Source organism: Pseudomonas sp. FP2196 (assembly GCF_030687715.1).
GTDB lineage: Bacteria > Pseudomonadota > Gammaproteobacteria > Pseudomonadales > Pseudomonadaceae > Aquipseudomonas.
Window position 1 is genome coordinate 1,174,936 of the sequence record NZ_CP117445.1, and the last position, 19,567, is coordinate 1,194,502.

Consider the following 19,567-nt stretch of genomic DNA (forward strand, 5'->3'; position numbering starts at 1 on the left):
AAGGAGTGACGCAGATATTTTATTTATAGATGCTTTTAGGTGATGGCAGGCTGAGCCAGCGGCGGAATCGATTCGGAACGCACCGGATAGACCTCGGCGCGCCGGTCAGCGAAGAAGCATTCTAGGGTACGGCCCACCGTGCGGAAAGCCAGTTCGTCCCAGGGGATGTCGGCTTCGTCGAATAGTTGTACTTCCAGGCTTTCGGGGCCGGCGGCAAAATCCAGATCGACCAGTTCGGCGCGGAAGAACACATGCACCTGGCTGATGTGCGGCACATCGATCAGGGTATAGATGCTCAGGTTACGCACCCGGGCGCAGGCTTCCTCGGCGGTTTCGCGGGTCGCGGCTTGCTCGATCGTTTCGCCGTTCTCCATGAATCCGGCGGGCAACGTCCAGTAACCGAGGCGCGGTTCGATGGCGCGACGGCAGAGCAACACTTGAGTGCCCCAGGTCGCGACGCAACCGGCAACGATATTGGGGTTCTGATAGTGAATGGTCTGACAGCTATCGCAGACAAATCGCAGCCGCGAATCGCCTTCGGGAATGCGCTGTGTCACCGGGTTACCGCACTGGCTGCAAAATTTCATGCTGGGGTTCCTGAATGCTGCGCCTATCTTGGCGTGCAGCGGTGCCGGTCGGCAAGTTGTCGTTTCGCGACACGGCAAGATTCAGGGGCTTGGGCGGTCGCAATGATTGGTGCATGATGCAGGGCAAGGCACAGATCGAGAACACTCATGCTGGACGAGCTACTGCATCGGGTAAGCAACCACACACCGCGCACGCTGGAGACCGACACACGTTTCCCCGAGGCCGCCGTTCTGGTGCCGATCACCCGCAGTGACGAGCCGGAACTGGTATTGACTCTGCGCGCCAGCGGTCTCTCGACTCACGGCGGCGAAGTCGCCTTTCCCGGTGGACGCCGCGACCCCGAAGACCCTGATCTGATTTTTACCGCCCTGCGCGAAGCCGAAGAAGAGATCGGCCTGCCGCCGGGACTGGTCGAAGTGATCGGTCCGCTCAGCCCGCTGATTTCCCTGCACGGTATCAAAGTCACCCCTTATGTCGGCGTGATCCCCGATTTCGTTGAGTATCAGCCCAACGACGCTGAAATCGCCGCAGTGTTCAGCGTGCCGCTGGAGTTCTTCCGCAAAGACCCTCGCGAACACACCCATCGCATCGACTATCAAGGGCGCAGTTGGTATGTGCCGAGTTATCGGTATGGGGAGTTCAAGATCTGGGGGCTGACGGCGATCATGATCGTGGAGTTGATCAACCTGCTCTATGACGCGAAAATCAGCCTGCATCAACCGCCGAAAAGCTTTATCAACACCTGAAAGCCATCGCTCGAATGGCCCATCACCGTGAGCCCTGAGGACAACAAGATGAAATACCGCTTGGGCGACGCCCGTGTCGAAACCCATCCACAGAGCTGGATCGCCCCCAATGCCGTGCTGGTGGGCAAGGTCAAACTGGAAGAGGGCGCCAACGTCTGGTTCAACGCCGTGCTGCGTGGCGACAACGAACTGATCCTGATCGGCAAGAACAGCAACGTCCAGGACGGCACGGTGATGCACACCGACATGGGTTTTCCGCTGACCATCGGTACCGGTGTGACTATTGGCCATAACGCCATGCTGCATGGCTGCACAGTCGGCGATTACAGCCTGATCGGCATTAACGCGGTGATTCTCAACGGCGCGAAGATCGGCAAAAACTGCATCATCGGCGCCAACTCGCTGATCGGCGAGGGTAAGGAAATCCCTGACGGCTCGCTGGTGATGGGCTCGCCGGGCAAGGTCGTGCGGGAACTGACCGAGCCGCAGAAGAAGATGCTCGAAGCCAGCGCCGCGCACTATGTGCATAACTCCCAGCGTTATGCGCGTGATCTGGTTGAGCAGGAAGAATGAACACAGTCGAAAGACCTGTGAAGTCTCCCTGCGTGAACATCTGTGCACTGGATGAGGATGATATTTGCACGGGCTGCCAGCGGACGGTTGAAGAGATTACCCGTTGGAGTCGGATGAGCAATGACGAGCGCCGGGTGGTACTGGGGTTGTGTCATGAGCGGGCGAAGGCGAGTGGGTTGGTGTGGATGATCCCCGGGAAATCAGGCGCCTGAAGCGCCGCTTTCGCGAGCAGGCTCGCTCCCACCTTTGAAATGCATTCCACTGTGGGAGCGAGCCTGCTCGCGAAGGGGCCGGCAAAGGCGCCAACTCTATTGGCGCAACACCAGCCCTGAAGTAATCTGTGCGCCAATCTGACAGGTCTCCCCCATGATTTTCCTTATCGCCTACATCAGCAGCGTCGTGCTGATCAACTTCGCCTTCTCCACCGCACCCCACCTGGACATCATCTGGTCGGCCTGGGGTGGTTTGGTGTTCGTGCTGCGGGACATGGTGCAAACCCGCTTTGGTCATGGCGCCATCGTGGCGATGCTGGCGGCACTGGTGTTGTCTTACGTCACATCCGATCCGTCCATTGCGCTGGCCAGCGCCACGGCGTTCGCGGTTTCCGAGTGCATCGACTGGCTGGTGTTCAGCATCACCAAGCGGCCGTTGCGCGACCGATTGTGGATCAGTTCGGCGCTGAGCATTCCCCTCGATACCTTCATCTTTTTCGGCATGATCGACCTGCTGACGCCACCGGTGATCATCACCGCGCTGGCCTCGAAGTTTGCCGGTGTCACCGCCGTCTGGCTGATCATGGCCTGGCGTGATCGTAAACAGGCCGTCGCCAGCTGAAGCCAAACCCTCGGGTTCATGTAAAATGCCGCGCTTTCTCCCCATGGAAAGCGCGTCTGGCGTTGCTTTCCTCGATGATCCGCTTCTTTGAGGACCTGAGATGACCCGTATCGGAACTCCATTGTCGCCAACCGCGACCCGCGTATTGCTGTGTGGCTGTGGTGAGTTGGGCAAGGAAGTGGTGATCGAGCTGCAACGCCTGGGCGTTGAAGTGATTGCCGTCGACCGTTACGCCAACGCGCCGGCCATGCAAGTGGCTCACCGCAGCCACGTGATCAACATGCTCGACGGCGCGGCCCTGCGTGCAGTCATCGAGGCCGAGAAACCGCACTTCATCGTGCCGGAAATCGAAGCCATCGCCACCGCCACTCTGGTCGAGCTGGAAGCTGAAGGCTTCACCGTGATCCCGACCGCTCGCGCTGCGCAACTGACCATGAACCGCGAAGGCATCCGTCGTCTGGCCGCTGAAGAGCTGGATCTGCCGACCTCGCCGTACCACTTTGCCGACACCTTCGAGGACTACAGCAAAGCCGTTCAGGATTTGGGTTTCCCGTGTGTCGTGAAGCCGGTGATGAGTTCGTCGGGCAAAGGCCAAAGCCTGCTGCGCAGCAACGATGACGTGCAGAAGGCCTGGGACTACGCCCAAGAGGGCGGCCGCGCGGGCAAAGGTCGGGTGATCATCGAAGGCTTTATCGATTTTGACTACGAAATCACTCTGCTGACCGTGCGCCATATTGGTGGCACCACGTTCTGCGCGCCAGTGGGTCACCGCCAGGAGAAGGGCGATTACCAGGAATCCTGGCAGCCACAGGCCATGAGCCCGATTGCGCTGGCGGAATCCGAGCGCGTTGCCAAAGCCGTGACCGAGGCGTTGGGCGGGCGTGGTCTGTTTGGCGTCGAGCTGTTCATCAAAGGTGATCAGGTGTGGTTCAGCGAAGTGTCGCCGCGCCCGCACGACACCGGTCTGGTGACCCTGATTTCCCAGGATCTGTCGCAGTTCGCCTTGCACGCTCGGGCCATTCTTGGCCTGCCCGTGCCGCTGATCCGTCAGTTCGGGCCATCGGCTTCGGCGGTTATTCTGGTGGAGGGTCAGTCGACCCAGACGGCATTCGCCAACCTTGGCGCTGCACTGAGCGAGCCGGATACCGCGCTGCGTCTGTTCGGCAAGCCTGAGGTCAATGGTCAGCGCCGCATGGGCGTGGCATTGGCGCGGGATGAGTCGATCGAGGCCGCTCGTGACAAGGCGACCCGTGCGGCTCAGGCTGTTGTCGTAGAACTCTAAACCGAGTCGCGGCATTCGCGAGCAGGCTCGCTCCCACTGGGAAATGCATTCCAAATGTGGGAGCGAGCCTGCTCGCGAAGCTTTTGATCTTCTGTCAGGCAACCTGATTCAGATCGTTATTCCTCGTTTCCTTCAAGCACAGCACCGCAATCACACTCAGCACCGCCGCCGCCGACACATACCCGCCGACATAACTCAAACCGCCCATCGCCACCAGTTTCTGCGCAAAGAACGGCGCCGCCGAGGCTCCGACAATGCCGCCGAGGTTGTAGGCTGCCGATGCGCCGGTATAACGCACGTGAGTTGGAAACAACTCCGGCAACAGCGCACCCATCGGGGCGAACGTCACGCCCATCAAGAACAGTTCGATGCACAGGAACAGCGCTACGCCCCAGGTCGAGCCTTGAGTCAGCAACGGTTCCATCAGGAATCCGGACAGAATCGCCAGCACGCCGCCGATGATCAGCACCGGTTTGCGCCCGTAACGGTCACTGGCCCAGGCCGACAGTGGCGTCGCCGCCGCCATGAACAGCACGGCAAAGCACAGCAGGCCAAGGAACGTCTCACGGCTGTAACCGAGGGTGGACACGCCGTAGCTCAGGGAAAACACCGTCGAGATATAGAACAGCGCATAGCACACCACCATCGCCGCCGCGCCCAACAGAGTTGGTGCCCAGTACTGGCTGAACAGCTCGACCAACGGCACTTTCACCCGTTCCTGACGGGCGATGGCGTTGGCGAACACCGGCGTTTCGTGGAGTTTCAGCCGCACGTAGAGGCCAACCATCACCAGTGCCGCGCTGAGCAGGAACGGAATCCGCCAGCCCCAGCTGCGGAACTGCTCGTCATCAAGGGTCATGGCCAAAGCCAGAAACAAGCCGTTGGCCGCGAGAAAACCAATCGACGGGCCAAGCTGCGGGAACATGCCGAACCACGCGCGTTTACCTTTTGGCGCGTTTTCCGTGGCCAGCAGCGCGGCACCGCCCCATTCGCCACCCAATCCCAAGCCCTGACCGAAGCGCAGCACGCACAACAGAATCGGTGCCCAGGCCCCGATGCTGGCGTAACCCGGCAGCACGCCAATCAGCGTTGTACAAATACCCATCAACAGCAGCGAAGCGACCAGCGTCGATTTACGTCCGATGCGATCACCGAAATGGCCGAACAGCGCCGAGCCTAGCGGGCGGGCAATGAAGGCAATGCCGAAGGTGAGAAACGCCGAGAGCATCTGCGCGGTGCCGGAGGTCTGCGGAAAGAAAACCGGTCCGATCACCAGTGCGGCAGCCGTGGCGTAAACATAGAAGTCGTAGAACTCGATGGCCGTGCCGATGAAACTCGCCGTGGCCACGCGGGTGGCGGAGTTGGTCGGTTGGGCAGGCGCGGTGTCGCTGTAAGCGGTACTGGTCGTCATGCGGTGATCCCTGACAGTCATGTGCTCCGTTGGAGCGAATTATTATGGTGAAGTACCCAGGGATGTGGGATGAGGCGCGAGCGCTGTTTCGAGTAGGAACAGTCGTCGGTGTGATGCGGAAACAGTCGAGACCTGTTTAGTGCTGGGTAAGCACAAGGGTCGGCGGCGCTTGGGTAAGCGCCTCGATTATAGGAAGGTGGCTAACGATTGAACAAGAGCAAAAGATCCCGGCCTCGGCAGTTCCTGCAGGCGCATTCCAAATGTAGGAGCTGCCGACGGTTCGGGCCGCGTTCGGACGATCTTTTGATCTTTTATCTGGCAGGTACCGGAGCGGGCACCGAACTCGTATGCCAGATCAATACCCTGCTTACCCGGTTCTCCTCGGTTTCGAGAATCTCCAGGCGATATCGACCGATCTTCAGGCAAACCGCACTCTCCGGAATGGTTTCCAGCGCCTCGGTCACCAACCCGTTGAGGGTTTTCGGTCCATCGCTGGGCAAATGCCAACCCAGGCATTTGTTCAATTCGCGAATCGAGGCGGTGCCGTCAATCACCATGCGGCCATCGGGCTGCGGATGAATGTGCGGATTATCGAGGCTGTGCTCGCTTTCGAATTCGCCGACGATTTCTTCGAGAATGTCTTCCAGCGTGACGATGCCGAGCACTTCGCCGTACTCGTCCACCACCATCCCCAAACGCCGCTGCTGCTTATGGAAATTCAGCAGTTGCAGTTGCAGGGGCGTGCTCTCCGGCACGAAGTACGGCTCGTAGCTGGCAGTCAGCAGCGCTTCGCGGGTCAGGCTGTCGTCGTTCAACAGGTGGCGGATCTGCCGGGTATTGAGCACTGCTTCGACCTGATTGATGTCGCTGTGGAACACCGGCAGGCGCGTGCGCTTGGTGTTGCGCAGTTGTTCGATGATGTCTTCGATCGGGTCGTCGAGATTGATGCCGTCGACGTCACTGCGCGGTACCAGAATGTCGTTGACCGTAATGTTGTCCAGCGCGTGAATGCCCGAGACCGGATGCAAGCGAGGCGGGTGTTCGGGATCGTCATGTCGATCAGCCGGCACATCGTCTTCGCTTTGCTGCACTACTTGGGCTTTGCGCGCAAACGGACGCATCAGCAAAGCGCTGAGCCGACTGAACAGCCAGGCAACCGGATAAATGATTTTCAGCGGCACGGCCAGCAGGGTATTGCCGAATGCCAGTACGGCGTCGGGATAACGTTGGGCGAGGGTGCGCGGGAAGTAATCGGTGAACACCAGCAGTACGGCGCCGGCACCCAGGCTCGCCGCCCAAGGGCCGTTTTCTTCACAGAGGAAAATCGCCAGCAGCGTCGCAATCACCACGGCGAGCGCACGGCACAGGGTGTTGCACAGGATCAGGCTGTCGAGCGGGAAGCTCAGCTTCGCCAGCGGTTTATCGCTGGCGCGCGAGGCGGTGCGTTGCGCGAGCAGATGCTGCTGCGCGATTTCGACGGCGGTAAACAGCCCCGACCATAAAATCAGCAGGACAAATACCGCGAGCATCGGCCCTATGGGCAAACCGTCCATTTATTGCCGCCCGTCAGATATGCAGGATGTATTCACGAACCAGTTTGCTGCCGAAGTACGCCAACATCAGCAGGCAGAAACCGGCGAGAGTCCAGCGAATCGCCTTGTGGCCACGCCAGCCGAGACGATTACGCCCCCATAGCAGCACACTGAAAACGATCCAGGCCAGACAGGCCAAGAGGGTTTTGTGTACCAGATGCTGGGCGAACAGGTTCTCGACGAACAACCAGCCGGAGATCAGCGACAGCGACAGCAGCGTCCAGCCGGCCCAGAGGAAACCGAACAGCAGGCTTTCCATGGTTTGCAGCGGCGGGAAGTTCTTGATCAGGCCAGACGGGTGTTTGTGCTTGAGTTGGTGGTCTTGCACCAGCAGCAACAAGGCCTGGAATACGGCGATGGTGAACATGCCGTAGGCGAGGATCGACAACAGGATGTGGGCGAGGATGCCCGGCTCTTCATCGATGATCTGTACGGTGCCGGCCGGGGCGAACTGCGCCAGCAGCACGGTGGCTGCGCCCAGCGGGAACAGCAGCACCAGCAGGTTTTCCACCGGGATTCGCGAGCACGCCAGCAGCGTCAGGGCAATCACGGCGGCGGCAATCAGGCTGGCGGCGCTGAAGAAATCCAGGCCCAGGCCAATCGGTGTCAGCAAATGAGTGAGCAGGCTCGCGCTGTGAGCCACCACGGCGAGAACGCCGAGCGAAACCAGCAGGCGCTTGTTGGCCTTGGCGCCGGTGGCCAGACGAGTGCCTTGATAAAGGGTCGCAGCGGCATATAGAAGGGCGGCGGCGAGTGTGGTCAGCAAACTGGGTGACAAGGGGAGCATAAATCCTGTTAGGCAAGCCCGAAAGGCGCTGAGTTTGGCATAGAACCGCCACACCACGAAAGTACGAGGTGTCCGCCCGGCGCAGTCTTCGCTATAATCCGCGACCTGCCCACGCCGCAGGCTCGCCGAGCACATGTTGATTCCGGTCTGGGCCGCCATTATCCCGGTCTACACAGGGCCTGAAAGGATCGCGCAATGTTTGAAAACTTAACCGACCGTCTCTCGCAGACGCTGCGCCATGTCACCGGCAAGGCGAAGCTGACCGAAGACAACATCAAAGACACCCTGCGTGAAGTGCGCATGGCGTTGCTCGAAGCCGACGTCGCCCTGCCGGTGGTCAAGGACTTCGTCAATTCGGTCAAGGAGCGCGCTGTCGGCACCGAGGTGTCGCGCAGCCTGACGCCGGGCCAGGCGTTCGTGAAGATCGTCCAGGCCGAACTCGAAAGCCTGATGGGCGCGGCCAACGAAGACTTGAACCTCAGCGCCGTGCCACCCGCCGTGATTCTGATGGCCGGTCTGCAGGGTGCGGGTAAAACCACCACCGCCGGTAAACTTGCGCGCTTCCTTAAAGAGCGCAAGAAGAAGTCGGTCATGGTCGTGTCGGCGGACGTTTACCGTCCCGCGGCTATCAAACAGCTGGAAACCCTGGCCAACGACATCGGTGTGACGTTCTTCCCGTCCGACCTGAGCCAGAAGCCGGTCGACATCGCCACCGCGGCTATTAAAGAAGCCAAACTGAAATTCATCGACGTGGTCATCGTCGATACCGCCGGTCGTCTGCACATCGACGAAGAGATGATGGGCGAGATCAAGGCGCTGCACGCCGCGATCAACCCGGTCGAAACCCTCTTCGTGGTCGACGCCATGACCGGTCAGGACGCGGCCAACACGGCCAAGGCCTTCGGCGATGCACTGCCGCTGACCGGTGTGATCCTGACCAAGGTCGACGGCGATGCCCGTGGCGGTGCCGCACTGTCGGTACGTGCAATCACCGGCAAGCCGATCAAGTTCATCGGTATGGGCGAGAAGAGCGAAGCGCTCGATCCGTTCCACCCTGAGCGTATCGCTTCGCGGATTCTCGGCATGGGCGACGTGCTCAGCCTGATCGAACAGGCTGAAGCGACGCTCGACAAGGACAAGGCCGACAAACTGGCCAAGAAACTGAAGAAGGGCAAGGGCTTCGACCTCGAAGACTTCCGCGATCAGTTGCAACAGATGAAGAACATGGGCGGCCTCGGTGGCCTCATGGACAAACTGCCGAGCATCGGCGGCGTCAACCTGTCGCAGATGGGCAATGCCCAGAACGCCGCAGAGAAACAATTCAAGCAGATGGAAGCCATCATCAACTCCATGACTCCGGCCGAGCGCCGTGACCCTGAGCTGATCAGCGGTTCGCGCAAGCGCCGGATCGCCATGGGTTCCGGCACTCAGGTGCAGGACATCGGTCGCTTGATCAAGCAGCACAAGCAGATGCAGAAGATGATGAAGAAATTCACCGCCAAAGGCGGAATGGCGAAAATGATGCGCGGCATGGGCGGTATGTTGCCCGGCGGCGGCATGCCGAAAATGTAAGGTGTCCCGTCTCACCCATTCTGCTCACTTATGGCGGCGTCTGATGCCCTCATGCTGCGTTGCCGCTCCTCGCCATAGCTGGCTATGACTCGTCGCGGCGCCTTGCTTGAGGGCATCAGCCACTTGCCAAAAGTGAGCGAAATGGGTGAGACGGGACACAAGAGTCTCGCCGGTCGTCGCACCGGCGCAGGCCCCGCAAGGATGCGGGATCAACAGCAAACCCGCACTCGGCGGGAGCTGACTGGCCGTTTTCATCGACGGCTCTATATGCAAATCTGCACGGCATGCCATGGGCGCCGGAAAAAGTCATTTGCAAAAGTCCGGATATTCCTTAGAATATGCGGCCTTTCGGGCACCCATGCCCGCTGTGCATTTAGATTTGCAGCACCGACTACAGGAACGATGTTCACATGCTAACAATCCGTCTTGCCCTTGGCGGCTCCAAAAAGCGCCCGTTTTACCACCTGACCGTAACCGACTCGCGCAACCCGCGTGACGGTTCCCACAAAGAACAGGTTGGTTTCTTCAACCCTGTTGCCCGTGGTCAGGAAACCCGTCTGTCCGTGAACCAAGAGCGCATTGCCTACTGGCTGAGCGTTGGTGCACAACCTTCTGAGCGCGTTGCTCAGTTGTTGAAGGAATCTGCCAAGGCTGCGGCCTGAGCAATATGAACGCGACGCCTGCTGTTGCCGATGATTTGATCGTTATTGGCAAAATTTATTCTGTTCATGGCGTTCGCGGCGAAGTGAAGGTTTATTCCTTTACTGATCCGACTGAAAACCTGTTGCAGTACAAAACCTGGACGCTCAAGCGTGAAGGCAATGTCAAACAGGTCGAGCTGGTCAGTGGACGCGGGAGCGATAAGTTCCTGGTCGCAAAGCTCAAGGGTCTTGATGATCGTGAAGAAGCTCGTCTTCTGGCCGGTTATGAGATCTGCGTGCCGCGCAACCTGTTCGCTGAATTGACCGAAGGCGAGTACTACTGGTACCAGCTGGAAGGTCTGAAGGTCATTGATCAACTGGGGCAATTGCTCGGGAAAATCGATCATCTTCTGGAAACCGGCGCCAATGATGTAATGGTAGTCAAGCCTTGCGCTGGCAGCCTGGATGATCGCGAACGCCTGTTGCCCTATACGGAGCAATGCGTGTTGGCAGTCGACCTCGCCGCGGGCGAGATGAAGGTGGATTGGGACGCGGACTTCTAAACGTGGCTAATTTGCGCGTAGAAGTGATCAGTTTGTTTCCCGAGATGTTTTCCGCCATTGGCGACTACGGCATCACCAGTCGTGCGGTCAAACAGGGGCTCTTGCAGCTGACCTGTTGGAATCCGCGGAACTACACGACGGATCGGCATCACACTGTGGACGATCGCCCGTTTGGCGGTGGTCCGGGCATGGTGATGAAGATCAAGCCCCTGGAAGATGCTCTGGTTCAGGCCAAGGCAGCAGCCGGGGAGGCGGCGAAGGTGATTTACCTGTCCCCCCAAGGCCGTCAACTGACTCAGTCGGCGGTACGCGAGTTGGCACAATCGGATGCATTGATCCTGATTGCCGGCCGCTATGAAGGCATTGACGAGCGCTTTATTGAGGCTCATGTCGATGAAGAGTGGTCGATTGGCGACTATGTACTGTCTGGCGGCGAGCTGCCGGCGATGGTCCTGATCGATGCGGTTACACGACTGCTGCCTGGAGCTTTAGGGCATGCGGATTCCGCTGAGGAAGATTCCTTTACGGATGGTCTGCTGGATTGCCCGCACTACACCCGACCTGAGGTGTATGCGGATCAGCGTGTTCCCGACGTGTTGCTGAGTGGCAATCACGCGCATATCCGGCGTTGGCGTTTACAGCAGTCCCTTGGTAGGACCTATGAACGACGCGCCGATCTTCTGGAAAGCCGCTCGCTTTCTGGAGAAGAGAAGAAGCTGCTCGAGGAATACATCCGCGAGCGGGACGATAGTTAACAACGTATCGATGGTAGATCAGTTGATTTACCTTAGGAGCACAGCATGACCAACAAAATCATCCTTGCACTCGAAGCAGAGCAGATGACCAAAGAAATCCCTACCTTTGCCCCAGGCGACACCATCGTCGTTCAGGTGAAAGTGAAGGAAGGTGATCGTTCCCGTCTGCAAGCGTTCGAAGGCGTTGTAATCGCCAAGCGTAACCGCGGCGTGAACAGTGCATTCACCGTTCGTAAGATCTCCAACGGTGTCGGCGTAGAGCGTACTTTCCAGACCTACTCCCCGCAGATCGACAGCATGGCTGTTAAACGTCGCGGTGACGTACGCAAAGCCAAGCTGTACTACCTGCGCGACCTGTCGGGTAAAGCAGCTCGCATCAAGGAAAAACTGGCTTAAGTCCAGCTTCCGATGCAGAAAAAAGCAGCCTACGGGCTGCTTTTTTGTTGCCCGCAATAAACTGCCCCCATTCTGTAGGCGCTGCCGAAGTCCGCGATCTTTTGATCTTGCTTTCGATTTGCAGTCTGCTTTTTACGAGTCATCTCACATGTCTATCCGCGATCAGGAAATCGAACGCCGCACCGAACTCTCGGTGACTCGCGTAACCAAAGCTGTCTTTCCGCCGACCACCAACCACCACAACACCCTGTTCGGCGGCACTGCGCTGGCGTGGATGGACGAAGTGTCGTTCATCACCGCCACACGTTTCTGCCGTTTGCCGCTGGTAACCGTGTCCACCGACCGTATCGACTTCAACCACGCGATCCCGGCCGGCTCCATCGTCGAACTGGTCGGGCGAGTGATCAAGGTCGGTAACACCAGCCTCAAAGTCGAGGTGGAAGTGTTCGTTGAAAGCATGAGCTGTGATGGTCGCGAGAAGGCAATTCATGGCCAGTTCAGCTTTGTCGCGATTGATGATGACAAGCGTCCGGTGCCCGTGTTGCCAGGGTTTTGCGCCTGAGTGTTTCGTGATCGGGTACGCTGTGAAAGACTGTCCGCCTCCCGCTGTTGCTGCCTGACTTGAGCCTTTATGCCTGCCATCGACCATCCCCTGATTGACCAGTTTCTCGACGCCTTGTGGCTGGAGAAGGGCCTGTCCGACAACACCCGTGGCGCTTATCGCAGTGATCTGGCGCTCTTCAACGGCTGGTTGCAAGAGAAGAACCTTGAGCTGATCAACGCTGGCCGCGAGTTGATCCTCGATCACCTGGCCTGGCGTCTGGAGCAGAACTACAAGCCGCGCTCCACGGCGAGATTTCTTTCCGGTGTGCGTGGTTTTTATCGCTATCTGTTGCGGGAAAAGCTGATTACGGTCGACCCGACGTTACGCGTCGATATGCCGCAACTGGGTAGGCCACTGCCCAAATCGCTGTCAGAAGCAGACGTCGAGGCGTTGTTGAAAGCTCCGGACTTGAGCGAAGCCATCGGCCAGCGTGATCGCGCCATGCTGGAAGTCTTGTACGCCTGCGGTTTACGGGTGACCGAACTGGTCAGCCTGACGCTGGAACAGGTCAACCTGCGCCAGGGCGTATTGCGGGTGATGGGCAAGGGCAGCAAGGAGCGTCTGGTGCCGATGGGCGAGGAGGCAATAGTCTGGATCGAGCGCTACATGCGTGACGGCCGTGGCGAGTTGCTCGGCGGGCGCCCCAGCGATGTGCTGTTCCCCAGCCAGCGTGGTGAACAGATGACCCGCCAGACTTTCTGGCACCGGATCAAGCATCAGGCCAAGGTCGCCGGGATCGGCAAGTCGCTGTCGCCGCACACCTTGCGTCATGCATTTGCCACGCATTTGCTCAACCATGGTGCGGATTTGCGCGTGGTGCAGATGTTGCTCGGTCACAGCGACCTCTCCACCACCCAGATCTACACCCACGTCGCCCGCGCCCGATTGCAGGATCTGCACGCCAAACACCACCCGCGCGGCTGAGCACACGATTGTCCTACATAAAGCGGTGTGATCTATGGCGACAGGCGCATTCGGCCACCGTGGCCTTATGTGTTAGGCTTTGCCGGTTTGCACGATGGACGGTTATGACCCGGTGTTCCGGCACGGGCGTTCTGATCGATCCATTTGTCCGCCTTCAGGAGTTCACATGCGTCTGACCCAGATTTTCGCCGCCGCAGCCATTGCGTTGGTCAGTACCTTTGCCGTCGCCGATGACGCGGCCGACAAAGCGATTCGTCAAAGCCTGGAAAAACTCGAACTCGAGGTTCCGGTAGAAAGTATCAGTGCCAGCCCGTTGCCAGGCATGTATGAAGTCAAGCTCAAGGGCAGCCGCGTGCTGTACGCCAGCGCCGACGGCCAGTACATCGTTCAGGGTTACCTGTTCCAGCTCAAGGACGGCAAACCGGTCAATCTGACCGAGAAGACCGAGCGTCTGGGCATCTCCAAACTGGTCAACGCCATCCCGGTGGCCGAAACCGTGGTTTACCCGGCCGTGGGCGAGACCAAATCGCACATCACCGTGTTCACCGACACCACCTGCCCGTACTGCCACAAACTGCATGCCGAAGTGCCTGAGCTGAACAAGCGCGGTATCGAAGTGCGTTATGTGGCATTCCCGCGTCAGGGCCTCGGTTCGCCGGGTGACGAGCAACTGCAAGCCGTGTGGTGCTCCAAAGACAAGAAAGCCGCCATGGACAAAATGGTCGATGGCAAGGAAATCAAGGCCGCCAAGTGCGAGAACCCGGTTTCCAGACAGTTCGCGCTCGGTCAGTCGATTGGTGTGAACGGTACACCGGCCATCGTTTTGGCCGACGGACAAGTCATTCCGGGCTACCAGCCTGCGCCACAAGTCGCCAAACTGGCGCTGGGCGCAAAGTAATTCGCATCGTCACGGTCAGGCTTTGACGATCATGGTCCGGTAGCAACATCGCCGGGCCATTAATAGAGAGCCGCGAGCACGCGGTTGTTTTCCGGCCGACCCTGAGTCGGCCGTTTTATGGGGAGTTCACAGTGAATCCGGTCAAAGTAGGCATCTGTGGGTTAGGGACCGTCGGTGGCGGTACCTTCAACGTACTTCAGCGCAACGCCGAGGAAATTGCTCGTCGTGCCGGGCGTGGGATCGAAGTGGCACAAATTGCCGCGCGCACGCCAAAGCCTCAGTTCCAGACGACCGGTATTGCGATTACCAACGATGTCTTCGAAGTGGCCACGAACCCTGAGATCGATATCGTCATAGAGCTGGTGGGCGGCTATACCGTTGCCCGCGAGCTGGTACTCAAGGCCATCGAGAATGGCAAGCATGTGGTCACCGCGAACAAGGCTCTGATTGCCGTTCACGGTAATGAAATTTTTGCCAAGGCACGCGAGAAAGGCGTGATCGTGGCGTTCGAAGCAGCGGTGGCCGGTGGCATTCCGGTGATCAAGGCGATCCGTGAAGGCCTGTCCGCCAACCGCATCAACTGGGTCGCCGGGATCATCAACGGCACCGGCAACTTCATCCTCACCGAAATGCGCGAGAAGGGTCGCACCTTCGAAGATGTGTTGGTCGAGGCTCAGGCTCTGGGTTACGCCGAAGCCGATCCGACTTTCGACGTCGAAGGCATTGATGCCGCGCACAAGCTGACGATTCTGGCCTCCATCGCGTTCGGCATTCCGCTGCAATTCGACAAGGCTTACACCGAAGGCATCACCAAACTGACCACGGCTGACGTCAATTACGCCGAAGCGCTGGGCTATCGCATCAAGCACCTTGGCGTGGCGCGCAGCACTGACGCTGGTATCGAGTTGCGCGTCCATCCGACGCTGATTCCGGCCGATCGCCTGATCGCCAACGTCAACGGTGTGATGAACGCGGTGATGGTCAACGGTGACGCTGCCGGTTCGACCCTGTTCTACGGCGCTGGCGCCGGCATGGAGCCGACAGCTTCGTCGGTAATCGCCGATCTGGTGGACGTGGTTCGCGCCATGACCTCCGATCCGGAAAACCGCGTACCGCATCTGGCTTTCCAGCCGGACTCGCTGTCGGCCCATCCGATCCTGCCGATCGAAGCCTGCGAAAGCGCTTACTACCTGCGCATCCAGGCCAAGGACCATCCGGGCGTACTGGCTCAGGTGGCGAGCATTCTCTCGGAGCGCGGGATCAACATCGAGTCGATCATGCAGAAGGAAGTCGAGGAACACGACGGTCTGGTGCCGATGATCTTGCTGACCCACCGCGTGGTGGAGCAGCGTATCAATGATGCGATCGCCGCCCTCGAAGCCCTGGCCGGCGTGAATGGCCCGGTTGTGCGGATCCGCGTCGAGCACCTGAACTAAGCCGCAATCGTTCACCGGGCCCGTGCGCGGGCCCGGCATTGCGAACACTCTCCATTGGAGTCAGTCATGCGTTACATCAGTACCCGCGGCCAGGCACCGGCCCTGAATTTCGAAGACGTCCTGCTGGCCGGTCTTGCCACCGACGGCGGTCTGTACGTCCCGGAAGTGTTGCCACGTTTCACTCAGGAAGAGATCGCTTCCTGGGCTGGCCTGCCGTATCACGAGCTGGCTTTCCGCGTCATGCGTCCGTTCGTGACCGGCAGCATTCCCGATGCCGATTTCAAAAAGATCCTCGAAGAAACCTACGGCGTGTTCTCGCACAGCGCCGTGGCGCCGCTGCGTCAGCTGAACGGCAACGAGTGGGTGTTGGAGCTGTTCCACGGCCCGACACTGGCGTTCAAGGACTTCGCCCTGCAACTGCTCGGTCGTCTGCTCGACTACGTGCTGGAAAAGCGCGGCGAGCGTGTGGTGATCGTCGGTGCTACTTCGGGTGATACCGGTTCGGCCGCTATCGAAGGCTGCAAGCACTGCGAAAACGTCGACATCTTCATCCTGCACCCGCACAACCGTGTGTCCGAAGTGCAGCGTCGCCAGATGACCACGATTTTCGGTGAGAACATCCACAACATCGCCATCGAAGGCAACTTCGATGACTGCCAGGAAATGGTCAAGGCCAGCTTCGCCGACCAGAGTTTCCTCAAAGGCACACGCCTGGTAGCCGTGAACTCGATCAACTGGGCGCGGATCATGGCCCAGATCGTTTACTACTTCCACGCAGCCCTGCAGTTGGGTGGCCCGGCGCGTTCGGTATCGTTCTCGGTGCCGACCGGCAACTTCGGCGATATCTTCGCCGGTTACCTGGCGCGTAACATGGGTCTGCCGATCAACCAGTTGATCGTCGCCACCAACCGCAACGACATCCTGCACCGCTTCATGAGCGGCAACCAGTACGTCAAGGAAACCCTTCACGCCACGTTGTCGCCGTCGATGGACATCATGGTTTCGTCGAACTTCGAACGCCTGTTGTTCGACCTGCATGGCCGTAACGGTGCGGCGATTGCCGGCCTGATGGACTCGTTCAAGCAGGGCGGCGGCTTTAGCGTCGAGCAAGAGCGCTGGACCGAAGCGCGCAAACTGTTCGACTCGCTGGCCGTGGATGACGCGCAAACCTGCGAAACCATCGCCGAAGTCTACGAGCAGTGCGGTGAACTGCTGGATCCGCACACCGCCATCGGCGTCAAGGCCGCACGCGAATGCCGCCGCAGCCTGGATATCCCGATGGTGATCCTCGGCACGGCCCACCCGGTGAAATTCCCCGACGCAGTGGAGAAGGCCGGTGTAGGAAAAGCTCTCGAACTGCCTGCACATCTTTCTGATTTGTTTGAGCGAAATGAGCGCTGCACTGTTCTGCCGAACGAACTGAAAGCCGTGCAAGCCTTTGTCAGCCAGCATGGCAACCGCGGCAAGCCGCTTTAAGCCTAAAAAAGCTGTCACATTTTGAAGCCCGTCTCCTGACGGGCTTTTTTGTTTCTGCTGCCACACTGCTCGGGTTTTCACCCATGAAGGACGGGTGAGTCGATCACGAAGAAAGTGGCAATGCTGTTTTATAGAGGTTTGAAACCGGCACTGGGCTGGTTGTTTTTGTTCGGAGTGCTGGGATGGATGCGCTGCAGTGTGGCGGCGCAACTGGCACTGCATGAGGAAGGGGTGGCACTCACTGTCCAGTCCGTGGAACTGAACGCGCACGAACGCCAATGGATTCGCGATAACCCCAAGGTGACGGTGGCGTCGGTGCAGTACCCGTTGTATCTGTTCAAGGACGAACATGGGCAGTGGAGCGGTTTGAACAACGATGTACTCAAGCGCCTCACCGCGATGACCGGATTGCAGTTTGTGCACCAGGAGTCTTTTTCCACCGACCATATGCTGGAGCGCCTTGAGAGCGGGGCGGCGGACATCAGCACTACCCTCGCCGTGAGTGATGAACGCAAGGTGTTTCTGGATTTCAGCCATGCATTTGGTGGAGCCGGATGGGTGTTTGTCGGTCGCGCCGGATCGCCGCAGGTGGAGTCTTTCGAGCAATTGGCCAAACGGGTGGTTGTGCTGCCGGCCCGCCACGCGCTGGAGGATGTGATTCGGCGTGACTTTCCGGCGATCGAGATCCGTTCGGTCAAGACCTATGCCGAGGCCCGGGCTCTGGTCGAGAGCGGCGAAGCCTACGCGACCATTGAAAACGAGATTGGTGCACAGCTTTATCCTTTGGGATTGCTCAAGGTGGGCGGCCTGGTGGAAGGCAAGTGGGAAGCCGATAACCTGGCCGTGCGCAAGGGCATGCCGGAGCTGCTGAGCATTCTCAACAAGGCTTTGGAGGCGTTTCCGGCCGCCGAATTGCGGGCCATTCGCCTGAAATGGCTTGAAGGCATTTCACCGGCGCCCGTGCCGTCCATGTGGCAGCGCATGATCGAATGGGGCTGCTGGATGATGGGCGGGCTCGGCGTGTTCGGTTTGTTGTCGCTGATCTGGAATCGGCGCCTGACGGCGGTGATCAAGTTGCGGCGCGAGGCGGAAAAGGATCTTGGCGATCAACTGGCGTTTCAGCACGCACTGATCGATTCCATGCCCGATCCGGTGTTCGTCCGCGATCTGCAAGGGCGTCTGATTATGTGCAACCGCAGCTATGAAGAGGCGCTTTCGGTTCGACTGGATCAGGTGCAGGGGCGGCAGTTGATCGAGGTCGGTGTGTTACCCGAAGCGACGGCGTTGATGTTGCACGACGAATTCATGGTGCAGCTGCGCACGCGCAAGTCGCGTTTCAGCAAACGGCAATTGCAATTCAAGAATGGCCCGCGCGAGGTCTATCAGTGGACGGTGCCTTTTTACAGTGCCGACGGCAAATTGCGTGGTCTGCTGGGCGGCTGGACGGACATCACTCAGCGCCGGACGGAGAGCGGGTGCAGATGTCCGCATTGAAGTTGGGAAATGTCCTATACGACGTGACTACTTTTCTGATGGGAGGCTTAAGACGGCTGCCCTAGAGTGAACGGCAACTGCGGTGAGAGTCCGCGATTGTCGCTTCAGAGGTCGCCCATGCGCTCGCTTAAAGTCCTGATTCTTGAACCCAATCCGTTCCAGTTGATGGCATTGCATCAAATGCTCAATGCCATTGGCATCTACGACGTACTGACGGCGCCGTCGCTGGCATCGGCCTTGTGTTCACTGGGGCATCGCGGCGCTGTCGACATCGCTATTTGCGATCCGCAACTCAAGGGGGGCGATGGCCTGGCGCTGATCCAGCATCTGGCGGAGCAGCAAGAAGCGCGTGCGCTGATCCTTTTGGGCGCGGTCGCGCCGAGTCTGCTGAACGATCTGGACTCATTGCTGCGCGAGCATCGGTTGCGACTGCTGGGGCGTGTGCAAACACCGGTCTCGGCAGTGCTGATGAGAGGTTTGCTGGACAGCTACCTGATCGCTCATACGCAGCCTGTCGGCGTTTGAGGGGCGTGGTTATTTTTCTGTCATCTTCGCCGTGCATGCTCTGACAGACCGGTGGCGCTGCAGTGCTTGCAACCGAAATGCAGAACTTTCTTCTCGGGCCGGTGGTCATTTACAGTGGACACGCCCCAGACACAATGTTTTCGGACTATTGAGTGGAGATCGAGATGGAAAGTATCAGTCTATTGCTCGGTGAGGCTCTGAGCCCGTATCAGGTTTCGTTGTCCCCAAGCGGTGCCCAGGGTGAATGCCTGGTGACCTTGAAGAACAGCAGCGGCGCCATTGTGGTTGAACGCCCATTCAATCAGGCGCAGTTGACCGACAAGCGTCAACTGACCGATGTCGTTGACGGTTTGCACCGTGACATCCTGATTGCCGAAGGGCGCCTGGAGCCCTGCGTGATCGCAGCATTGCGCAATGCAGCCTTGGACAAGCGTCCGGGGCTTTGAAAAATGAAATGTTTTTTGTGGGAA

22 protein-coding genes are annotated in these 19,567 nt (G+C 59.0%); 18 read left to right on the forward strand and 4 right to left on the reverse strand.

Annotated features, from left to right (window positions below; genetic code table 11):
• Positions 1 to 35: 35 nt before the first annotated feature.
• Positions 36 to 587 (reverse strand): NUDIX hydrolase, encoded by a 552-nt coding sequence (locus PSH79_RS05185; protein WP_187680015.1) that lies wholly within the window; start codon positions 585 to 587, stop codon positions 36 to 38.
• A gap of 147 nt (positions 588 to 734) precedes the next feature.
• Between PSH79_RS05185 and PSH79_RS05190 the strand changes: the two genes are divergently transcribed.
• From PSH79_RS05190 to purT, 5 genes are all read left to right on the forward strand, one after another.
• Positions 735 to 1,334, forward strand: a complete 600-nt coding sequence (locus tag PSH79_RS05190) for a CoA pyrophosphatase (protein WP_305441563.1) — start codon at positions 735 to 737, stop codon at positions 1,332 to 1,334.
• Positions 1,335 to 1,382: 48 nt separating this feature from the next.
• Positions 1,383 to 1,907 carry a gamma carbonic anhydrase family protein gene (locus PSH79_RS05195; protein ID WP_305441564.1) on the forward strand — a complete coding sequence of 175 codons (525 nt, stop codon included), beginning with the start codon at positions 1,383 to 1,385 and terminating at the stop codon, positions 1,905 to 1,907.
• A complete protein-coding gene (locus PSH79_RS05200; protein WP_305441565.1) occupies positions 1,904 to 2,119 on the forward strand; it encodes a DUF1289 domain-containing protein in 216 nt (71 codons plus the stop codon). The genes PSH79_RS05195 and PSH79_RS05200 overlap by 4 nt, the downstream gene beginning before the upstream one ends.
• A 154-nt stretch (positions 2,120 to 2,273) precedes the next feature.
• Positions 2,274 to 2,741 (forward strand): preQ0 transporter, encoded by a 468-nt coding sequence (locus tag PSH79_RS05205; protein ID WP_187680012.1) that lies wholly within the window; start codon positions 2,274 to 2,276, stop codon positions 2,739 to 2,741.
• A gap of 100 nt (positions 2,742 to 2,841) precedes the next feature.
• Positions 2,842 to 4,023, forward strand: coding sequence for a formate-dependent phosphoribosylglycinamide formyltransferase (gene purT, locus PSH79_RS05210; RefSeq protein WP_305441566.1), 1,182 nt, complete (start codon positions 2,842 to 2,844; stop codon positions 4,021 to 4,023).
• A gap of 94 nt (positions 4,024 to 4,117) precedes the next feature.
• Here the strand turns inward: purT and PSH79_RS05215 are convergent, their stop codons facing one another.
• From PSH79_RS05215 to PSH79_RS05225, 3 genes are all read right to left on the reverse strand, one after another.
• A complete protein-coding gene (locus tag PSH79_RS05215) occupies positions 4,118 to 5,434 on the reverse strand; it encodes an MFS transporter (protein ID WP_305441567.1) in 1,317 nt (438 codons plus the stop codon).
• A 311-nt stretch (positions 5,435 to 5,745) separates the two neighbouring features.
• Positions 5,746 to 6,987 carry a transporter associated domain-containing protein gene (locus PSH79_RS05220; protein ID WP_305441568.1) on the reverse strand — a complete coding sequence of 414 codons (1,242 nt, stop codon included), beginning with the start codon at positions 6,985 to 6,987 and terminating at the stop codon, positions 5,746 to 5,748.
• A gap of 13 nt (positions 6,988 to 7,000) precedes the next feature.
• Positions 7,001 to 7,813, reverse strand: coding sequence for an inner membrane protein YpjD (locus tag PSH79_RS05225; protein ID WP_305441569.1), 813 nt, complete (start codon positions 7,811 to 7,813; stop codon positions 7,001 to 7,003).
• 195 nt (positions 7,814 to 8,008) lie between these two features.
• Between PSH79_RS05225 and ffh the strand changes: the two genes are divergently transcribed.
• The 13 genes from ffh (at position 8,009) to PSH79_RS05290 (ending at position 19,543) form a co-directional block, all read left to right on the forward strand.
• Positions 8,009 to 9,385, forward strand: a complete 1,377-nt coding sequence (gene ffh / locus PSH79_RS05230) for a signal recognition particle protein (protein ID WP_008081630.1) — start codon at positions 8,009 to 8,011, stop codon at positions 9,383 to 9,385.
• 410 nt (positions 9,386 to 9,795) lie between these two features.
• A complete protein-coding gene (rpsP, locus tag PSH79_RS05235; RefSeq protein WP_305441570.1) occupies positions 9,796 to 10,047 on the forward strand; it encodes a 30S ribosomal protein S16 in 252 nt (83 codons plus the stop codon).
• Between the two features lie 5 nt (positions 10,048 to 10,052).
• Positions 10,053 to 10,589, forward strand: a complete 537-nt coding sequence (gene rimM / locus PSH79_RS05240) for a ribosome maturation factor RimM (protein ID WP_095191188.1) — start codon at positions 10,053 to 10,055, stop codon at positions 10,587 to 10,589.
• Positions 10,590 to 10,633: 44 nt separating this feature from the next.
• Entirely contained in the window at positions 10,634 to 11,344 is a 711-nt protein-coding gene (gene trmD, locus PSH79_RS05245) for a tRNA (guanosine(37)-N1)-methyltransferase TrmD (RefSeq protein WP_238156186.1), read from the forward strand.
• A gap of 45 nt (positions 11,345 to 11,389) precedes the next feature.
• Positions 11,390 to 11,740, forward strand: a complete 351-nt coding sequence (rplS, locus tag PSH79_RS05250; protein WP_003175895.1) for a 50S ribosomal protein L19 — start codon at positions 11,390 to 11,392, stop codon at positions 11,738 to 11,740.
• 148 nt (positions 11,741 to 11,888) lie between these two features.
• Entirely contained in the window at positions 11,889 to 12,302 is a 414-nt protein-coding gene (locus tag PSH79_RS05255) for an acyl-CoA thioesterase (RefSeq protein WP_305441572.1), read from the forward strand.
• 69 nt (positions 12,303 to 12,371) lie between these two features.
• Positions 12,372 to 13,268, forward strand: a complete 897-nt coding sequence (gene xerD, locus PSH79_RS05260) for a site-specific tyrosine recombinase XerD (protein ID WP_305441573.1) — start codon at positions 12,372 to 12,374, stop codon at positions 13,266 to 13,268.
• A 166-nt stretch (positions 13,269 to 13,434) separates the two neighbouring features.
• The gene (gene dsbC / locus PSH79_RS05265) at positions 13,435 to 14,166 is read left to right on the forward strand and encodes a bifunctional protein-disulfide isomerase/oxidoreductase DsbC (RefSeq protein WP_187680004.1); all 732 of its coding nucleotides are present in this window, start codon (positions 13,435 to 13,437) and stop codon (positions 14,164 to 14,166) included.
• 131 nt (positions 14,167 to 14,297) lie between these two features.
• Positions 14,298 to 15,602, forward strand: coding sequence for a homoserine dehydrogenase (locus PSH79_RS05270; RefSeq protein ID WP_305441574.1), 1,305 nt, complete (start codon positions 14,298 to 14,300; stop codon positions 15,600 to 15,602).
• A 66-nt stretch (positions 15,603 to 15,668) separates the two neighbouring features.
• Entirely contained in the window at positions 15,669 to 17,078 is a 1,410-nt protein-coding gene (gene thrC / locus PSH79_RS05275) for a threonine synthase (RefSeq protein ID WP_305441575.1), read from the forward strand.
• A gap of 120 nt (positions 17,079 to 17,198) precedes the next feature.
• Positions 17,199 to 18,572 carry a transporter substrate-binding domain-containing protein gene (locus tag PSH79_RS05280; RefSeq protein WP_305441576.1) on the forward strand — a complete coding sequence of 458 codons (1,374 nt, stop codon included), beginning with the start codon at positions 17,199 to 17,201 and terminating at the stop codon, positions 18,570 to 18,572.
• Positions 18,573 to 18,689: 117 nt separating this feature from the next.
• Complete coding sequence (locus tag PSH79_RS05285; RefSeq protein ID WP_305441577.1) at positions 18,690 to 19,097, forward strand: response regulator; 408 nt, start codon at positions 18,690 to 18,692, stop codon at positions 19,095 to 19,097.
• 164 nt (positions 19,098 to 19,261) lie between these two features.
• Positions 19,262 to 19,543 (forward strand): DUF3509 domain-containing protein, encoded by a 282-nt coding sequence (locus tag PSH79_RS05290; RefSeq protein ID WP_305441578.1) that lies wholly within the window; start codon positions 19,262 to 19,264, stop codon positions 19,541 to 19,543.
• The last annotated feature ends 24 nt before the right edge of the window (positions 19,544 to 19,567 follow it).